Here is a 17,599-nt window from a genome sequence, read left to right on the forward strand (position 1 = left end):
TTTACCCGCCGGTAACTACCGGTGATCCCGCGGCAGGAGTCACCCCCCGGTCGCTACGCCCCAGCCCGCCGGAGCGCGCGAGCAGCACGTCACACCGGCGGGCCAATTCCGCGCGCAGCGGCGCGGCCCGTTCGGTGATGCCCTGCTGCGCCTTGACGTACTCGGCGCGGCCGGCAGCGGTCTCGATGGTAATCGGCTCGAAACCATAGTCGGTCAGGTCGTATGGGCTGGCACACATGTCGATCGCCCGGGCGTCGGCGGCCAGTTCCAGGCAGTCCATCACCAACTCGGAGGGCACCAGCGGCCCCAGTTTGTACGCCCACTTGTAGCAGTCCATCGCCGCGTGAATGCAGCCCGGCTGCTCGGTGACCAGCTGGGTGTCGCGCCGCAACTGCTCACCGTTGAGCACGGTGGCGGCCGGGGTGAAGAACCTGAAGGCGTCGAAATGGCTGCATCGCAACGGCATCGAATCGACGACGGCGTCGGTGCCGGAGGCCCCGAGCCGCAGCGGCACCTGACCGTGCCGTACCTCGGGCGAACGGTAGACCATCGCCCACTCGTGCAGCCCGAAACAGTTGAAACGGGCGGGACGCTGCGCGGTACGCGACAACAGATCGGCGATGAACGCCACGGTGTCGCGCCGGGCGACCAGCAGCTCGTCGGTCACCGACACGGTGCCCTCGGTGCGGTGGTAGCCGGTGCGGGTGGCGAAGCGGTCGGCGGCGGGTCCGGCCAACGCGACGCCGAAACCGGGATGCCAGCGGCGCAGTTGGCGGGGCCGCAGGCTGTAGTAGGTGAACAGGAAATCCCACACCGGGTGCGCCTCGCCGCGCTGCGCGCGGTCCTGGTGCGGTGCGATGAACCGCTGCACCCGCCGCTGGTGTGCGGACTCCCGAGCCAGCCAGTCGGATTCGGTGAGGACCGCGACCATCAGATCCGGTGCGTCCCGTCACGCACGGTGCCGACCAGGTCTTCCACCAGGTCCTCCAGCGTCACCATCGCGGTGACCCGGCCGTCGTCGGTGACCAGTGCGAGGTGACTCTTGTTGCGCCGCAACCGGGTCAGCGCATCGGGCAGCGGCAGCGTCGACGCCACCTGGATCAGTGGGCGCACCATCGCCGCGTCGAGCGCCGTGCGCTCCTCGTGGAGCACCGGCAGGACGTCTTTGATGTGCAGGTAACCCAGGTAGCTGCCGTCGGCGTTGGTCACCGGGAAGCGCGAGTACCCGGTCTCCGAGAGCGCCTGCTCGACGGCCGCGATGGTGGGGCCCGAACCCGGCGCCGCGGCCGGCACCGCGTGGATGCGGTCCAGCGGGATGGCCAGGTCCGCCACGCTGCGATCGCGGATCTGCAGCGCCCGGGTCAGCCGGGTGTGCTCCTCCCGGTCCAGCAATCCCTCCGACAACGACTCGGCGATCATGTCGGACAGTTCGACGGTGGAGACCGTGACGTCCAGTTCGTCCTTGGGTTCCACCCGCAGCGCCCGCAGGGTGGTGTTGGCGGCCCAGTTGTAGAACGAGATCAGCGGGCGCACCGCGCGGATGTACATCAGGTACGGCGGCACCAGCAGCATCGCGGTGGCCTCCGGGCCGGCGATCGCGATGTTCTTCGGCACCATCTCGCCGAGCAGCACGTGCATGGTCACCACGACCGCGAGCGCGACAATGAACGACACGGTGTGCAGGACGGCGTCACCGACCCCGACCAGCGCGAACGGCTTTTCCAGCAGGTGGGCCACCGCGGGCTCGCCGACCCGGCCGAGCAGGATCGAGCAGATGGTGATGCCCAGCTGTGCGCCGGCCAGCATCAGGGAGAGGTTCTCCGCCGCACGCATCACCGTGACGGCGCGCTTCTTGCCCTGTTCGGCGAGCGCTTCCAGACGGTCGCGCCGCGCCGAGATCAGCGCGAATTCGGCGCCCACGAAGAACGCGTTGGCGCCCAGCAGCAGGACGGTCAGTGCGACCGCGAAGAGGTCACCGCCCATCGGTCTGCTCCTTGCCCTCGGCGGTTGACGCGCCGGCGCCGTCGGTCTCGACGAGTTCCAGCAGATCGATGCGCCGGCCGTCCATCTTCAGGATGCGGGCCTGCCAGCGCACCGGGTCATCGCCGGGCTGTTCCGGGTCGAATTCGGTCAGTTCCACGGTTTCGCCGACGTCGGGGATGTGCCCGAGCTTCTCCAGGACCAGGCCGCCGATCGTCTCGTAGTCGCCTTCGGGGGCCCGGAACGGTGTCTCGGAATCGACCTCGTCGATCCGCAGCAGTCCGGAGACCTGCCAGCCGGCGCGGCTCTGCACCACATCGGGTGTGGCGTCGTCGTGTTCGTCGCGTACGTCGCCGACGATCTCCTCGATGAGGTCCTCGAAGGTGACCATGCCTGCGGTGCCGCCGTATTCGTCGACGACCATGGCGGTCTGGATGCCGTTGCCGCGGATCTGGGTCATCACCGCGTCACCGTCCAGGGAGGCGGGCACCGTCGGCACCGGCACCGCCAGCCGGGACAGCGGGGTGGTGGCACGGCGTTCCGGCGGCACCTCGAAGACCTGCTTCACGTGCACCATGCCGACGGTCTGGTCCAGATCGCCGTCGACGATCGGGAAGCGCGAGTGGCCGGTGCGGATCGCGGCGTCCAACAGGTCGGAGACGGTGTCCTCGAGTTCCAGGGATTCGATCTTGGACCGGGGGGTCATCAGTTCCTCGGCGGAGCGGTCGCCGAACTGCAGGGAACGGTCGACCAGGACGGCGGTGTCGGCGTCCAGTGCGCCGCTGCGCGCCGAGGTGCGCACCAGCGACACCAGCTCCTGCGGGGAGCGCGCCGAGCGCAGTTCCTCGGCCGGTTCGATGCCCATCCTTCGCAGGATCCAGTTGGCAGTGCCGTTGGTGGCCTTGATGACCGGGGTGAACAGCTTCGCGAAGTACCACTGCGGCGCGCTGGCGAAACGGGCGGTGGGCAGCGGTTTGGCGACGGCCAGGTTCTTGGGCACCAGCTCACCGAAGATCATCGACACCGAGGTCGCGATCAGCAGCGCCAGCACCAGTGCGATCGGGCTGACCCAGTCGGCCGGGATGCGCAGCGCGGTCAGCGGCGCGTAGAGCAGCCGGGCCACCACCGGCTCGGCGAGGTAACCGGTGGCCAGGGTGGTGATGGAGATGCCGAGTTGCGCGCCGGACAGCTGGAAGGACAAGGTGCGGTGCGCCTTGAGGACGAACTGATCGCGCCGCCCGCCGGTCCGTGCGTTGGACTCGACGATGCTGCGTTCCAGTGCGGTCAAGGAGAACTCGGCCGCGACGAACAGCGCGGTGCCCGCGGTCAGCAGGACGAACGCGAGCAGGCTGAGAAGCGTTACGGTGAGACTCATCGTGTTCTCACCGCCGGTCTGCCGGGCCTGGTGCCCGGCCGGCTACTGGATGGCTCGGCTTCACCGGGATCGCTGGGCGGGGGCGGTGTGCCGAGCGGAATCCCGGAGCCCACTCGATCTCCGTGGGCTGCCACGGGTGCCTGTGGCACGGGGTCCCTCTCTGTCATGCGACGGATGTCATTGGCGACGGAATCGGTACATGGTAACTGCCCAGATGTGGTGTGCGGAATCACCAACCGGTCGGCAGCGGGTGTCCCTCGGCGAATCCGGCGGCCGACTGCACGCCCAGGACGACCTTGTCGTGCAGTTCGGGCAGCGTCGTCGCGCCGACGTAGGTGCAGGTGCTGCGCACCCCGGAGGTGATGTGGTCGAGCAGATCCTCCACGCCACCGCGTGCCGCGTCCAGCGCCATCCGGGAGCTGGAGATGCCCTCTTCGAACAGACCCTTGCGGGCCCGGTCGAAGGCGCTGTCGGCGGCGGTCCGGGCGGCCACCGCGCGTTTGGAGGCCATCCCGTAGCTCTCCTTGAAGGGCCGGCCGTCGCGGTCGCGCAGCAGGTCGCCGGGCGATTCGTAGGTGCCGGCGAACCAGGACCCGATCATCACGTTCGAGGCACCCGCGGCCAGTGCCAGTGCCACGTCGCGGGGGTGGCGCACCCCGCCGTCTGCCCACACGTGGCCGCCGAGTTCCTTTGCCGCAGCTGAACATTCGACGACGGCCGAGAACTGCGGGCGGCCGACGCCGGTCATCATCCGGGTGGTGCACATGGCGCCGGGGCCGACGCCGACCTTGACGATGGAGGCACCGGCGCCGATCAGGTCGCGGGTGCCTTCGGCGGACACCACGTTCCCGGCGGCGATCGGCAGGCCGAGGTCGAGCGAGGCGACCACGGCGATGGCGTCGAGCATCTTGGCCTGATGCCCGTGCGCGGTGTCGATCACCAGCAGGTCCGCGCCGGCCTCGGCGAGGCCACGGGCCTTGGCGCCGACGTCGCCGTTGATACCGACCGCGGCGGCGATGCGCAGCCGGCCGGCCGCGTCCACCGCGGGGATGTAGATACCTGCGCGGATGGCGCCGGTGCGGGTGAGCACACCGGCGAGTTCGCCCTTGTCGTCGGTGAGCACGGCGATGTCGACGGGGGCGTGCTCCAGCAGGTCGAACACCTTGCGGGGTTCGGTGCCGGCGGGCGCGGTGATGAAATCGCTGATCGCGACGTCGCGGACCCTGGCGAACCGGTCCACCGCGGCGCAGGAGGCCTCGGTGACCACGCCGATCGGCCGGCCCTCGAACACCACCACGGCCGCGCCGTGCGCGCGCTTGTGGATCAGCGCCATCGCATCGGAGACGGAGTCGTCGGGCCCGAGGATCACCGGGGTGTCGACGACCAGATCGCGGCTCTTCACGAAATTGACCGTGTGCTGCACCACCGACAGCGGCAGGTCCTGGGGCAGCACCACGAGGCCGCCGCGGCGGGCCACCGTCTCGGCCATCCGTCGGCCCGCGACCGCGGTCATGTTCGCCACCACCACCGGGATGGTGGTACCCGATCCGTCGACGGTGGACAGGTCCACATCGAAGCGCGACGCCACCTCGGAGCGTCCGGGCACGACGAAGACGTCGTTGTAGGTCAGGTCGTAGGGCGGGGTGTGACCGTTGAGGAACTGCACGAAGCCAAGCTTACGGCCGCTGTTGGCTAGGCCTCGACCTCGCTGCGGTCGCCGCTCCACAGCGTGTGGAATCGCTTGTCGCGGTCGGTGTCGATGCGGCCGTAGGTGTGCGCGCCGAAGAAGTCGCGCAGGCCCTGGGTCAGCGCCGCGGGCAGTCGCTCGGTGCGCAGTCCGTCGTAGTAGGACAGCGCGGAGCTGAAACCGGGGATCGGGATGCCCAGTTCGGTGGCCTTGACCACGACCCGGCGCCAGCTGTCGATGGCGGCCTCGATGGCGTCGCGGAAGTACGGGTCGACGATCAGGGTGGGCAGGTCGGCGTCGTTGTCGAAGGCGTCCTTGATGCGGTTGAGGAACTTGGCCCGGATGATGCAGCCGCCGCGCCAGATGGTGGCCATGTCGCCGGGGGTGATGTCCCAGTTGTATTCGGCGCTGCCGGCCTGGATCTGGTTGAAGCCCTGGGCGTAGGCGATGATCTTCGAGGCGTACAGCGCCTGGCGAATGTCCTCGGTGAACTGCGCTGCGTCCGTCGGCTTCTCACCGAGACCGCCGGACGCCAGACCGGTGGTGGCCTTGCGCTGGGCCACCGAACCCGACAGGGCCCGCGCGAACACCGCTTCGGCGATGCCGGTGACGGGCACGCCGAGATCCAGCGCGGACTTCACCGTCCAGCGGCCGGTGCCCTTCTGCTCGGCCTCATCCAGGATCAGATCGACCAGCGGGGTGCCGGTCTTGGCGTCGACCTGGCGCAGGACCTCGGCGGTGATCTCGACCAGGTAGCTGTCCAGATCTCCGGAGTTCCAGTCGGTGAAGACGTCGGCGATCTGTCCGGCCGCCAGGCCCAGGCCGTCGCGCAGCAGCTGGTAGGCCTCACCGATGAGCTGCATGTCGGAGTACTCGATGCCGTTGTGCACCATCTTCACGAAGTGCCCGGCGCCGTCGGGGCCGATGTGGGTGCAGCAGGGCACGCCGTCGACGTGCGCGGAGATCTCTTCCAACAGCGGGCCGAGCGAGACGTAGGACTCGGCGGGGCCGCCGGGCATGATCGACGGGCCGTTGAGCGCGCCCTCCTCGCCGCCGGAGATGCCGGCGCCGACGAAGTGCAGTCCGCGCTCCCGGATCGCCTTCTCGCGGCGGATGGTGTCGGTGTAGAGCGCGTTGCCGCCGTCGATGATGATGTCGCCTTCCTCCATCGCGTCGGCGAGCTCATTGATGACGGCGTCGGTCGGATCACCGGCCTTGACCATGATCAGGACGCGGCGCGGCTTCTCCAGCGCGTCCAGGAATTCGGCGATCGTCTCGCTGCGCACGAAGTTGCCCTCGGAGCCGTGCTCGGCCAGCAGTGCGTCGGTCTTGGCGATCGAGCGGTTGTGCAGCGCAACGGTGTAACCGTGGCGGGCGAAGTTCCGCGCGATGTTGGATCCCATGACCGCGAGGCCGGTGACCCCGATCTGTGCCTTGCCGGTGTTGCCCGAGTTGGTCATGCGGCAGCCTTTCGTGTCGTCTACGTCTTCGATGGTTAGATCGCCGCCGGCCCGGGGATTTATGCCCTAGTGACTGAACAGGCGGTGCAACTCGGTGAGCCAGGGAAGTGCCAGCGCCACCGTGGGGATGATGAGGATCGCGGCCGCGGCGGTGTAGGCCGCCGCTGCCAGGCCAAGACTATTGCCCTTGCCGCAGAGCCGCTGCACTCGGACCACCGTGGTCGGTCCACCCGCGGCCAATGCACCGGACGGGGTGCGCCCGCCGGCGCAGGCGACCAGGGCGCGGGCCAGGGGAGTGGGCCCGGCGACCCGCACGGCGGCGTCATCGGCGAGCAGTTCGATGAGCAGGCGCACAGCGTCGAGTGCGTTACCGCTTCGGACGAACCGCGGGAACGCGGCGTGCACGGCGGTGAACATCTCCAGCACCAGATCGTGGCGGGCGCGCAGGTGGGCGCGCTCGTGGCTGAGGATGGCGGAGATCTCGGATTCCGAGAGCGTGGTCAGGGCGCCTTCGCTGACGACCACGCGGCTGCGGACGCCGGGCAGGCAGTAGGCCATCGGCTGGGCGACGCCCAGGATGCGCAGTCCACTGGGGCGACGGGCGGGAGTGGGCACTTCGTCACGTGACATACCGACCAGGTCGACGACCATGCGGTGATGGGCGCGCCGGCGCCGGGTGGCGACGGCCACCAGCAGGACCGCGACGATCAGCCGCGCGCCGATCATCAGGGTGAGCGCGAAGACGACGACGTACACCGCCCACAGCGGCCAGCCGAGGACGGCAATTTCGCTGGTCAGAGTGGCAGTGGGGCGGCCGTCGGGGCCGGGGACGAACAGTCGGCTGGCGATGGCGATACCCGCGGAGAACGCCGAGAGCACCGCGGCGAGGGCGATGGCCTGCCAGAGCACGATGGCGGCGCGCGGCGCGCGTAGTGGCCAGGATGCGCGCGCGAGGAGCGCGGGAACCGGACCGACGAGCACCAGCGCGACTATGGAGAAGGCCAGCGCGGACACGCCGTAAGTCTCCCTCAGTCGGTACCCGAATTACCAGCCGGTGGGACAACCCGGTGCTTGGACTCCAGTTCGGCGAGGGCGCGACGCAGGGCATCGGCCTCGTCGGCGCCGACTCGCTCGACGAAATGCACCAGTGCGGCCTCGCGGCTTCCGGAGTCCGAGACCTGGTCCAGAGCGTCGACCATCAGGCCGGCGACGAGCTCGTCGCGGCCATGGGTCGGGGCGTAGCGGTGGGCACGGTCATCGCGATGCTGGACGACGAGGTTCTTCTTCGCCAGCCGCTGCAGGACCGTCATGATCGTGGTGTAGGCCAGGTCACGGCGCGCAGCAAGGGCCTCGTGGACCTGACGCACCGTTTGCGGTTCGCGCGAGATCCAGAGGTGGTCCATAACTTCGCGCTCGAGTTCCCCGAGCCGCGTCAACTTGGCCATGTTCTGTTCACTCTCCTGAGCAATGGAATCAGGGTACTACGCGGTTACTACCGTGCGTCGTATCCCATCTATGCACCAGGTCGTTTACCTGGAGTCGCACTTTCCCGCGCCGGTCACGGCACGTTTCCGAGGTACCTGTGAGTCCAGTCACAGGTACTGGTCCGGTTGGCGACCATGACTATAGTAAGGCTAACCTAACCGAAGAAGGAGGTGCTGATGACGGTCGTGGTCGACGATCCGCTGATTGCACGCATGTCGATTAGGCGGGCACTGCCGCTGCACGAATCCAGCCGGCGACTGCGGGAGCTCTACCCGGAATGCCCGCGGGTCTACGGCGTGGCGGTGATGGGTGATCTGTCCCGGCGGCGTTGGTGGCCGCTGGTCGAGGTGATGACCACCGACCGCCTGCGCACCATGTTCGAGGCCGCAATTGCCGAGACCGACAGCCGTGCCGCGGTGGCGCAGCAGCTGGCGGCGACGCTGTCGCATGTCGTGATCGGTCGCGTGACTCCACTGGTCGCGCTGGAGGGGCGCGCCTGGGATACCGGGCTGGAGAACCTCTGGGTGCACGTCGACTCCGAGGGCGCCATCGACTGGGTCGGTGTGGTCGATCCGACGCTGCGCGCACTGCCGGACGATCCGCACCTGGCGCAACGTTCCACTGTCGGCACGGTGCGCACCACGCGTGACGGCATCGTGGCGCTGCCCAGTGAGGCGGCGTTGACGACCTGGGTGGCGCATCGCAGCCACCGGGCCCTTGCTCCGCTGTTCGCCAAGCTCTATGAGGTCAGCGACGGCGCGATCTCGATCGCCTCGATGTGGAACATCGTGGGAGCGGCCGTGGTGGGCGCGTCGACCCAGGTGCCCCTGCTCGCCGGGTCCAGCGAGCTGACGAGCATGTGCCGCGGCCAGGCGATCCTCGACGCGCTGGTCGGGTTCGGCCTGCCGGTTCGCGGCGCGAGCAGAACTGCCGCGGGGAAGGTCTTGCTAAATTAGGGCAGCCTTGCCTATCCTAGAGTCGCGAGGCTAACGGACCGAGCCGGAGTCCTGAGGGCTGCAGAGACCCCCGGTCCACTCGAAGGAAGGGCCCCACGCATTACGCGTGGGGCCCTTCCGCATTCCCGCTTCAGTAGGTGTAGACACAAATCTCGTGACCGCACCTCTGCCTCCCGGCCTCGGCGCCGGCTTCGACAGCGAATTGGGACTGCAGTACCTGGAGGTGACCCCCGACGGCGGACGTGCCCGTCTGGAGATCACCGACAAGGTCAAGCAGCCGTGGGGGATCGTCCACGGCGGTGTCTACTGCTCCATCGTGGAAAGCCTCGCCAGCGTGTCCGGACACGTCTGGCTCGCCGAGCACGGCGGCGGCACCGTCGTCGGTGTGAACAACAACACCGACTTCCTGCGCGCCATCAAATCCGGCACGGTGACGGCTGTTTCGACGCCGATCCACCGCGGCCGGCGGCAGCAGCTGTGGCTGATCACCATCACCGACGAGGACGACCGCCCGGTGGCGCGCGGTCAGGTGCGGTTGCAGAACGTCGCCGAATGACGGTGAGCGCTGCTGATTCGCCCGAGGCGTGGCAGTATCGCGCACTATGCGTTTAACGCCGCATGAACAAGAGCGGTTACTCATCTCCTACGCGGCCGACCTCGCCCGGCGACGGCAGGCACGCGGCCTCCGGCTGAACCATCCCGAAGCCATCGCGCTGATCACCGACCACATCCTGGAAGGTGCGCGCGACGGGCGCACGGTGTCCGAGCTGATGGTCAGCGGCCGCGAGGTCCTCACCCGTGAGCAGGTCATGGACGGCGTCCCGGAGATGCTCTACGACGTCCAGGCCGAAGCGACCTTCCCGGACGGCACCAAACTCGTCACCGTCCACCACCCGATTCCGTGACAGGGCGTGGCATGAACCCAGGTGAGATCGTGTTCGGTGACGGCGATATCGGCCTCAATGAGGGCGCGCCGCGCATCTCGCTGGAGGTGGTCAACACCGGTGACCGGCCGGTGCAGGTGGGCAGTCACGTACACCTGCCGCAGGCGAACTCGGCCCTCGAATTCGATCGCGCGGCCGCACACGGGCACCGTCTGGACATCCCCGCCGGCACCGCGGTGCGCTTCGAACCCGGCATCGCTCAGCACGTTTCGCTGGTGCCGCTGGGCGGGACGCGCGAGGTGTACGGGCTATCGCTGAATCCACCGGGCAGATTGGACTCCTCGCAGTGACCTACCTCTCCCGCGATCGCTACGCCGCGCTGTACGGACCCACTGCCGGCGACCGGATCCGGCTGGCCGATACCGACCTGTTCATCGAGATCACCGAGGACCGCAGCGGCGGACCGGGATTGGCCGGTGACGAAGCGGTGTTCGGTGGCGGCAAGGTGCTCCGCGAATCGATGGGCCAGAGCCGGGCGACCCGGGCCGACGGATCACCCGACACCGTCATCACCGGGGCGGTCATCCTCGACTATTGGGGAATCATCAAGGCCGATATCGGGATCCGCGACGGCCGCATCGTCGCGATCGGCAAGGCGGGCAACCCCGACATCATGTCCGGGGTGCACCCCGACCTGGTGGTCGGTCCGTCCACCGAGATCATCTCCGGCAACGGCCGCATCGTCACCGCGGGCGCCATCGATTGTCACGTCCACCTGATCTGTCCGCAGATCATGGAGGAGGCCCTGGGTGGCGGCATCACCACCATCATCGCCGGCGGGACGGGTCCGGCGGAGGGCAGCAAGGCCACCACCGTGACGCCGGGTTCCTGGCATCTGGCACGGATGCTGGAAGCGCTGGACACCTGGCCGCTCAACATCGCGCTGCTGGGTAAGGGGAATACGGTCAGCTCCGATGCATTGTGGGAGCAATTGCGCGGCGGTGCAGCCGGATTCAAGCTGCACGAGGACTGGGGCACCACACCGGCCGCGATCGACGCCTGCCTGACCGTGTCCGAGGCCGCCGGTGTGCAGGCCAACATCCACACCGACACCCTGAACGAGATGGGGTTCGTGGAGGACACCCTGGCCGCGGTGAAGGGCCGGTCCATTCACGCCTATCACACCGAGGGCGCCGGCGGCGGGCACGCGCCCGACATCATCACCGTCGCGGGCGAACCCAACGTGCTGCCCAGTTCCACCAACCCGACCCGCCCGCACACCGTGAACACCCTCGACGAGCATCTGGACATGCTGATGGTGTGCCACCACCTCAACCCCCGGATTCCCGAGGATCTCGCGTTCGCGGAGAGCCGGATCCGGCCCTCGACCATTGCCGCAGAGGATCTGCTGCACGATATCGGCGCAATCTCGATGATCGGCAGCGACGCCCAGGCGATGGGACGTATCGGCGAAGTGGTGCTGCGCACCTGGCAGACCGCGCATGTCATGAAGCGCCGCAGGGGATTTCTGGAAGGCGACGTGCAGGCCGACAACAACCGGGCCCGCCGCTACGTCGCGAAATACACCATCTGCCCGGCGGTGGCGCACGGCATGGACCACGAGATCGGTTCGGTGGAGGTCGGCAAGCTGGCCGATCTGGTGCTGTGGGAGCCCGCCTTCTTCGGGGTCCGTCCGCATGCCGTGATCAAGGGCGGCATGATCGCCTGGGCCGCGATGGGGGACGCGAACGCCTCCATTCCCACCCCGCAGCCGGTGCTGCCCCGGCCGATGTTCGGTGCCGCGCCCGCTGCCGCCGCGGCCACGTCGGTGCACTTCGTGTCACCGCAAGCGCTTGAGGACGGCCTGGCCGACCGACTCGACGTGAGACGAAAGTTGTTGGCGGTGGGCAACGTACGGCAGGTGGGCAAAGCCCAGATGCCGCTGAACGACGCACTGCCACGTATCGAGGTGGACGCCGACACCTTCACTGTGCGTATCGACGGCGAGGTCTGGCAGGAGCAGCCCGCCACCGAACTGCCGATGGCGCAGCGTTACTTCTTGTTCTGATGAATTCGAATTTCCCGTCGCTTCGCTCGCCCGGGCCGAACTCCCCGTCGCTTCGCTCGCCCGGGTCACTGGCGACACTTCTCACGCTGGCCGATTCCCGGCTCCCCACCGGCGGTCACGTGCACTCCGGCGGCGTCGAAGAGGCCATCACCGCCGGCCGGGTCACCGGCGTCGCGACGCTGCGCGCCTACCTGTGCCGCCGGATCCGCAGTCAGGGCCTGGTGAGTGCGTCGCTGGCCGCCGCGGTGCACACCGGCAGCCTCACGGTCGACGCCGCCGATGCCGAAACCGATGCCCGCACACCGTCCCCGGCGGCGAGGGCTGCTTCGCGGGCGCAGGGCCGCGGGCTGCTGCGGCTGGCCAAGAGGGTGTGGCCGGAACATCAGTGGGGCACCCTCGGGTCCAAGCCGCATCTCGCGGTGGCTGCCGGTGCGGTGGGGACGGCCAGCGCGGTGGCACCCGAACACACCGCGCTGTCGGTGGTGTACACCACCATGACCGGATCGGCCACCGCGGCGCAGCGGTTGCTGGCGCTGGATCCCGCCGATGTGGCGGTGCTGACCTTCGAGTTGTCCCCGCTGTGCGAGCAGACCGCGGCGCAGGCCGTCAAGGAACTCGCCGACCTGTCCGATCCGCTGCTCGACGTGCTGGCGGAAGGTCACGCTGCACGCGAGCGACCGCTGTTCTTTTCCTGAAGTTCATGAGCTGAGTCGAAAGGTCCCGATATGCCACCACATTTCATCGACGGTGAACCGCACACCCATGCCGACCGGCCCAAGCGGGTACGTCAGCCGGGGGAACCGTTGCGTATCGGGGTGGGCGGACCGGTGGGTTCGGGTAAGACGGCACTGGTGGCCGCGCTGTGTCGTCAGTTGCGCGACGAGATCTCACTTGCGGTGCTGACCAACGACATCTACACCACCGAGGACGCCGATTTCCTGCGCAGGCATGCGGTACTGCCCGATGAGCGCATCGCCGCGGTGCAGACCGGGGGTTGCCCGCACACCGCCATCCGTGATGACATCACCGCCAATCTCGATGCCATCGACGATCTGGTCGCCGCCAATCCGGGCCTGGACCTGATCCTGGTCGAATCCGGTGGCGACAACCTGACCGCGACATTCTCCTCGGGCCTCATCGATGTGCAGATCTTCGTCGTCGACGTCGCGGGCGGTGACAAGGTGCCGCGCAAGGGCGGGCCCGGGGTGACCTTCTCGGATCTGTTGGTGATCAACAAGACCGACCTCGCGCCCATGGTCGGCGCCGACCTTGATGTGATGCGGCGGGACTCCACCGCGGTACGGGGAGAGCGGCCCTTCGTACTCGTCTCGCTCACCGACGACCCGACCGCCGGCCCGGTGCTGCAGTGGGTGCACGAGCAACTCCGAGTGCCGGTGCTGGGCTGACGATGCGGTCGGACGTCCTGCTGGTGGCGCGGCCCGGCCGCGGCCCGCACATCGAATGTGCGGGTGGGCTCGCCGCACGCCGCACCCAACCCGATGTCGTGCATCTGTTGTCGGCCGCCGCGACCCCGCTGGGCGGGGATGTCATCTCGGTGCGGATCGTCGTGGAGAAAGGTGCCCGCTTGCGGGTGCACAGCGTCGCGGCCAGCGTCGCGCTCCCTGGTGCGGGAAGCGTGGTGTCGCACAGTTTCTGGGATCTTGAGGTGTCAGGTGAACTGGACCTCGATCCCCAGCCCACCGTCGTCGCGGGCGGAGCGCGCCACCACACCAGCACCCGGCTGCAGGTGGGGCGGACCGCCACGGCGCGGGTGCGAGAGAGCGCGCAGATCGGCAGAACCGGTGAGGACCAGGGGTTCTGGACCTCGGCGCTGTACGCCGACGTCGACGGCAGTCCGCTGCTGCGGCACCGGGTGGAACTCGGCGAAGGCTCGGTGGCCGACGACGAGTTGGGCACCCCGCGCGCGTGTGTCAGCGAATTGCGTTATCCGGAAACCGGATTCGACAGCGCCGGCACCGTTCTGGAATTGGCCGGTGGCGGCAGCCTGTCGACGTGGCAGGGCCGGCGACTGGGCGGCTAACTGGCCGCCTTCTCGCCCTCCTGCGCCGCGGCCGCGATCTCCTGCAACTCTTCGATCCGGGTGCGGGCGTAGGCCTGCTGCTCGGTGATGGTCAGCTGACCACGCTGGCGACTCAGGAAGGTCACCGCCCACGAGAGCAGGGTGGCGATCTTGGTCTTGAAGCCGACCAGGTAGATCAGGTGCAGTCCCAGCCACGCCAGCCAGGCGAAGAAACCGCTGAACTCGAACTTGTTCTTCTCGCCGAGCGGAATCTGGGCGACGGCGTTCCACTTCGACACGGTGGCCATCGAGCCCTTGTCGAAGTACTTGAACGGCACCCGCGGCTTGGGCTTGGTGCCGTGCGCCCGCGCTGCGGCCTCGTTCTTGACGATCGCGGCGACGTACTTGCCGCCCTGGATGGCGCCCTGCGCCATGCCGGGGACGCCGGGTACGAAGGCCATGTCGCCGATGACGAACACATTGGGGTGTCCGGGGATCGACAGGTCGGGATTGACGACCACGCGGCCCGCGCGGTCAATCTCGGTCTCGGACTGCGCGGCCAGATCCCGGCCCAGCGGGCTGGCGGCCACACCGGCCGACCACACCTTGCTGGCCGATTCGATGCGGCGAAGGGTGCCGTCCTGGTTCTTGACGGTGATGCCGTTGCGGTCGACGTCGGTGACCATGGCGTTGAGCTGAATCTCGACGCCCATCTTCTCCAGCCGCTCCTTGGCCTTGAGGCCGAGCTTCTCACCCATGGGTGGCAGCACGGCCGGGGCGGCGTCGAGCAGGATGACGTGCGCCTCGGTGGGGTCGATGTGGCGGAAGCTGCCCTTGAGCGTCTGGTCGGACAGCTCCTGGATCTGGCCGGCCATCTCGACACCGGTGGGTCCGGCGCCGACGACGACGAAGGTCAGCAGCTTCTTGCGGCGCTCCGGATCGCTGGACCGCTCGGCCTGCTCGAAGGCACCGAGGATGCGGCCACGCAGTTCGAGCGCGTCGTCGATGGTCTTCATACCCGGCGCCCACTCCGCGAAGTGGTCGTTGCCGAAGTACGACTGACCGGCGCCGGCCGCCAGGATCAGGGTGTCGTAGGGCGTGCTGTAGGTGTGGCCGAGCAGGATCGAGTCGACCGTCTTCTTCTCCAGGTTGACGTGGGTCACGTCCCCCAGGAGCACCTGCGCGTTGTTCTGCTTGCGCAGGATCAGTCGCGTCGGCGGGGCGATCTCACCCTCGGAGATGATTCCGGTGGCCACCTGGTACAGCAGCGGCTGGAACAGGTGGTGGGTGGTGCGGGCGATCAACTTGATGTCGACGTCGGCCCGCTTGAGCGCCTGTGCGGCGTTCAGCCCACCGAAACCCGAACCAACGATGACTACCTTGTGCCGATCCGATGCCGTAGCTCCGGGGTGGCTCATCTCTGCTCCTAGCGAAGTACTTTGTTAATACAACCCTAGGGTAGTCGGTGGCCATCCCACCAGCGCGGTGAGATGGCGCACCACACCAAAAGTTCATCCCCGACGGTGGGGAATCACCCGTCGATCAAGGGTTTGAGCACCTCGGCGAGCGCCGTCAGCGAGCCGGGTGTGTAGACCGGCATGTTGAAGATGACCCCGCCGACGCCGGCGTCGAGCACCTTGGTCTTGATCTGTTCGGCGATGGCCTCCGGGCTGCCCACCGCGGCGCGACCACGGAACTCCTCGGGCAGGGAGTCGATGGTGGCCTTGGGATCAGGGATGACGCTCAGCAGCGTGCTGGTCTCCAGGGTGGCCGGATCACGGCCGATCTCCTCGCAGCGCTCCCGCACGACCTGCACCTTGGCGGCCAGCTGATCAAAGGTGGCGATGAGGTTGAGGTGGTCAAAGTGCTTGGCCGCCAAGGGGATTGTCTTCTTCTCGCCGCTGCCGCCGATCATCAGCGGGATGTGGTCGCGAAACCGCGGGTTGGCGAAGGCTTCCTTGGTTCGGTAGTACTTGCCGTCCACGGTCACGCGCTCGCCCTTGATCATGGGCAGGATGATGTCCAGCGCTTCGTTGAGCTTGTTGAAGCGGTCGGTGAAGGTGCCGAATTCGAACCCGAGTGCGTCGTGCTCGAGCTCGAACCATCCGGCGCCGATGCCGAGGATGGCGCGACCCTGGCTGATGACGTCCAGCGTGGTGATGGCCTTGGCCAGCACGGTGGGGTTGCGGTAGGTGTTGCCGGTGACGAGGGTGCCCAGCTGGACCCTCTTGGTCGCGGTGGCCAGCGCGCCGAGCGCGGTGTAGGCCTCCAACATCGGCTCTTCGGGCGCGCCGAGGCCGGGCAGTTGATAGAAGTGGTCCATCACGAAGACCGAGTCGAAGCCGGCGGCCTCGGCTTCCTGCGCCTGTGCGATGACGGTGGGGAAGAGTTCGGAAACGCTGGTGCCGTAGGAAAAGTTGGGGATCTGGTATCCGAGTTTGATGGTCACGAAGATCACGTAACCACAACTAAGCGGAGCGGTCACCCCGTTTTAGCTCGGGGCGAACACGGGAATATCTCAGCCGAAGCTGGTGAGCGCGCCCTGGCTGACGTGCAACGTCTCGCCGGTGATGTGCCGAGCCGACGGCGTCGTGAGAAACAGTGCGAGACGGGTGATTTCGTCGGCGGTCGTGGTGGGGGAGCTGCCGAGGCCGTCGTATCCGGGGTCGACGCCGCGGYCGGCGGCGACCAGGTTGATGGTGATACCACGGATGCCGAAGTGTGCGGCCTGTCCCGAGGTCCAGTTCGACAGTGCTGCCTTGATCGCGGCGTCCGCGCTGCCGTCGGCGGGGTTCGAGGCCACCACGTTGATGATCGATCCGCCCGAGCTCAGCTGGTCGCCGAGCACCGACACCGTCAGGACTGCGGACAACACTGTGGTGTCCAGGGCGTGGCGCCAGGCCGACGCGCGATCGGTCAGCGTGTGGGTGCGCGGGTCGCCGGCGTCCCAACGCGGGGCGGGGACGTTGATGATGCCGTCCAGGTGCTGGGGGAAGGCGCTACGAGCGGCTTCGAGGCTGGCCGGGTCGTTGTTGTCGAAGACCACGTAGTCGACGTCGAGTTCCTTGGCGGCGACTTCGAGCTCAGCGCGCTGGGCTCCGGCGATCATCACGCTGTGGCCCTCGTCGCGGAATCCGCTCGCAATKACGCGACCCAGTTCGGTATCGCCACCGGTGACGAGCAACTCCATGGGACCTCCTTGGTTTAGCGCTGAAGCCAGCGAGTGACCTTGATGTTACTGGACAGTAGCTAGCTGGGGGAAATCAGACGCGCCATATGCAGGGATGGTCGGCAACGTCTGGTAACGCATCGCGGGGCGGGGGCGACGTATGGTGCAGAACCCCACCGAGGGCGCGCACGGCACACCCGAACGCCATCGGTGGACTCCGTCGTGGGTCCAGAAAATCAGCAACGCTGCAGACCGGTCGCTGCGTAGGGTTTTGTGATGCTCAGCAACCTCTCAGGTTTGCACTCAATGAGCAACTCACACTTGCGTCACGGCCGTAACACGGTAGTTTCTTCACCATGGATCAGTCGGACGTGAATTCCTCACACCGTAGGCGGCTCGGCAAGAGGCTTTCGGTCGCCGCAGCGGTGGCGTCCGCGGCGGCCCTGGCCCTGCCGGGCGCGGTGTCGCACGCGGAGCCGGTGCCACCCGCGCCGGTGCCCGCCCCCGCCGAACCG

Annotated in this window: 18 protein-coding genes; 8 read left to right on the top strand and 10 right to left on the bottom strand. The window is 68.0% G+C overall.

The window, feature by feature from the left end:
* Window position 1 precedes the first annotated feature (1 nt).
* The 7 genes from AC1DTF_RS17465 to AC1DTF_RS17495 form a co-directional block, all read right to left on the bottom strand.
* The gene (locus AC1DTF_RS17465) at window positions 2-931 is read right to left on the bottom strand and encodes a 3-methyladenine DNA glycosylase (protein ID WP_477474970.1); all 930 of its coding nucleotides are present in this window, start codon (window positions 929-931) and stop codon (window positions 2-4) included.
* Window positions 931-1,983: a hemolysin family protein gene (locus tag AC1DTF_RS17470; protein ID WP_477474971.1), complete on the bottom strand. Its 1,053-nt coding sequence runs from the start codon at window positions 1,981-1,983 to the stop codon at window positions 931-933. The genes AC1DTF_RS17465 and AC1DTF_RS17470 overlap by 1 nt, the downstream gene beginning before the upstream one ends.
* On the bottom strand, window positions 1,973-3,355 hold the full coding sequence (locus tag AC1DTF_RS17475) for a hemolysin family protein (protein ID WP_057166057.1): 1,383 nt from the start codon (window positions 3,353-3,355) through the stop codon (window positions 1,973-1,975). The genes AC1DTF_RS17470 and AC1DTF_RS17475 overlap by 11 nt, the downstream gene beginning before the upstream one ends.
* Window positions 3,356-3,584: 229 nt before the next feature.
* A complete protein-coding gene (locus AC1DTF_RS17480) occupies window positions 3,585-5,021 on the bottom strand; it encodes a GuaB1 family IMP dehydrogenase-related protein (protein ID WP_477474972.1) in 1,437 nt (478 codons plus the stop codon).
* Window positions 5,022-5,047: 26 nt separating this feature from the next.
* On the bottom strand, window positions 5,048-6,502 hold the full coding sequence (gndA, locus tag AC1DTF_RS17485) for an NADP-dependent phosphogluconate dehydrogenase (protein ID WP_477474973.1): 1,455 nt from the start codon (window positions 6,500-6,502) through the stop codon (window positions 5,048-5,050).
* 66 nt (window positions 6,503-6,568) lie between these two features.
* Window positions 6,569-7,516 (bottom strand): M56 family metallopeptidase, encoded by a 948-nt coding sequence (locus AC1DTF_RS17490; RefSeq protein WP_477474974.1) that lies wholly within the window; start codon window positions 7,514-7,516, stop codon window positions 6,569-6,571.
* A gap of 14 nt (window positions 7,517-7,530) precedes the next feature.
* On the bottom strand, window positions 7,531-7,947 hold the full coding sequence (locus AC1DTF_RS17495) for a BlaI/MecI/CopY family transcriptional regulator (protein ID WP_057166053.1): 417 nt from the start codon (window positions 7,945-7,947) through the stop codon (window positions 7,531-7,533).
* A gap of 216 nt (window positions 7,948-8,163) precedes the next feature.
* Between AC1DTF_RS17495 and AC1DTF_RS17500 the strand changes: the two genes are divergently transcribed.
* The 8 genes from AC1DTF_RS17500 (at window position 8,164) to AC1DTF_RS17535 (ending at window position 13,936) form a co-directional block, all read left to right on the top strand.
* Window positions 8,164-8,943 (top strand): iron reductase, encoded by a 780-nt coding sequence (locus tag AC1DTF_RS17500; protein WP_477474975.1) that lies wholly within the window; start codon window positions 8,164-8,166, stop codon window positions 8,941-8,943.
* A gap of 154 nt (window positions 8,944-9,097) precedes the next feature.
* Window positions 9,098-9,499, top strand: a complete 402-nt coding sequence (locus AC1DTF_RS17505) for a PaaI family thioesterase (protein ID WP_057166052.1) — start codon at window positions 9,098-9,100, stop codon at window positions 9,497-9,499.
* 46 nt (window positions 9,500-9,545) lie between these two features.
* Window positions 9,546-9,848 carry an urease subunit gamma gene (locus AC1DTF_RS17510; RefSeq protein ID WP_057166051.1) on the top strand — a complete coding sequence of 101 codons (303 nt, stop codon included), beginning with the start codon at window positions 9,546-9,548 and terminating at the stop codon, window positions 9,846-9,848.
* Between the two features lie 11 nt (window positions 9,849-9,859).
* Window positions 9,860-10,177, top strand: coding sequence for an urease subunit beta (locus AC1DTF_RS17515; protein ID WP_057166050.1), 318 nt, complete (start codon window positions 9,860-9,862; stop codon window positions 10,175-10,177).
* Entirely contained in the window at window positions 10,174-11,895 is a 1,722-nt protein-coding gene (locus AC1DTF_RS17520; protein ID WP_477474976.1) for an urease subunit alpha, read from the top strand. The genes AC1DTF_RS17515 and AC1DTF_RS17520 overlap by 4 nt, the downstream gene beginning before the upstream one ends.
* Window positions 11,895-12,590 (top strand): urease accessory protein UreF, encoded by a 696-nt coding sequence (locus AC1DTF_RS17525; RefSeq protein ID WP_477474977.1) that lies wholly within the window; start codon window positions 11,895-11,897, stop codon window positions 12,588-12,590. The genes AC1DTF_RS17520 and AC1DTF_RS17525 overlap by 1 nt, the downstream gene beginning before the upstream one ends.
* Window positions 12,591-12,620: 30 nt before the next feature.
* The gene (gene ureG / locus AC1DTF_RS17530) at window positions 12,621-13,301 is read left to right on the top strand and encodes an urease accessory protein UreG (protein WP_477474978.1); all 681 of its coding nucleotides are present in this window, start codon (window positions 12,621-12,623) and stop codon (window positions 13,299-13,301) included.
* Between the two features lie 2 nt (window positions 13,302-13,303).
* On the top strand, window positions 13,304-13,936 hold the full coding sequence (locus AC1DTF_RS17535; RefSeq protein WP_477474979.1) for an urease accessory protein UreD: 633 nt from the start codon (window positions 13,304-13,306) through the stop codon (window positions 13,934-13,936).
* Here AC1DTF_RS17535 and AC1DTF_RS17540 read toward each other — a convergent pair.
* The 3 genes from AC1DTF_RS17540 to AC1DTF_RS17550 form a co-directional block, all read right to left on the bottom strand.
* Window positions 13,933-15,333 carry an NAD(P)/FAD-dependent oxidoreductase gene (locus AC1DTF_RS17540; protein ID WP_477474980.1) on the bottom strand — a complete coding sequence of 467 codons (1,401 nt, stop codon included), beginning with the start codon at window positions 15,331-15,333 and terminating at the stop codon, window positions 13,933-13,935. The two genes, AC1DTF_RS17535 and AC1DTF_RS17540, sit on opposite strands and share 4 nt — an antisense overlap.
* Before the next feature lie 113 nt (window positions 15,334-15,446).
* Window positions 15,447-16,364 (bottom strand): LLM class F420-dependent oxidoreductase, encoded by a 918-nt coding sequence (locus tag AC1DTF_RS17545; RefSeq protein ID WP_477474981.1) that lies wholly within the window; start codon window positions 16,362-16,364, stop codon window positions 15,447-15,449.
* 69 nt (window positions 16,365-16,433) lie between these two features.
* The gene (locus tag AC1DTF_RS17550) at window positions 16,434-17,105 is read right to left on the bottom strand and encodes an SDR family oxidoreductase (protein WP_477474982.1); all 672 of its coding nucleotides are present in this window, start codon (window positions 17,103-17,105) and stop codon (window positions 16,434-16,436) included.
* Window positions 17,106-17,599: the final 494 nt, after the last annotated feature.

The organism is Mycobacterium sp. P4_H6 (assembly GCF_056400845.1).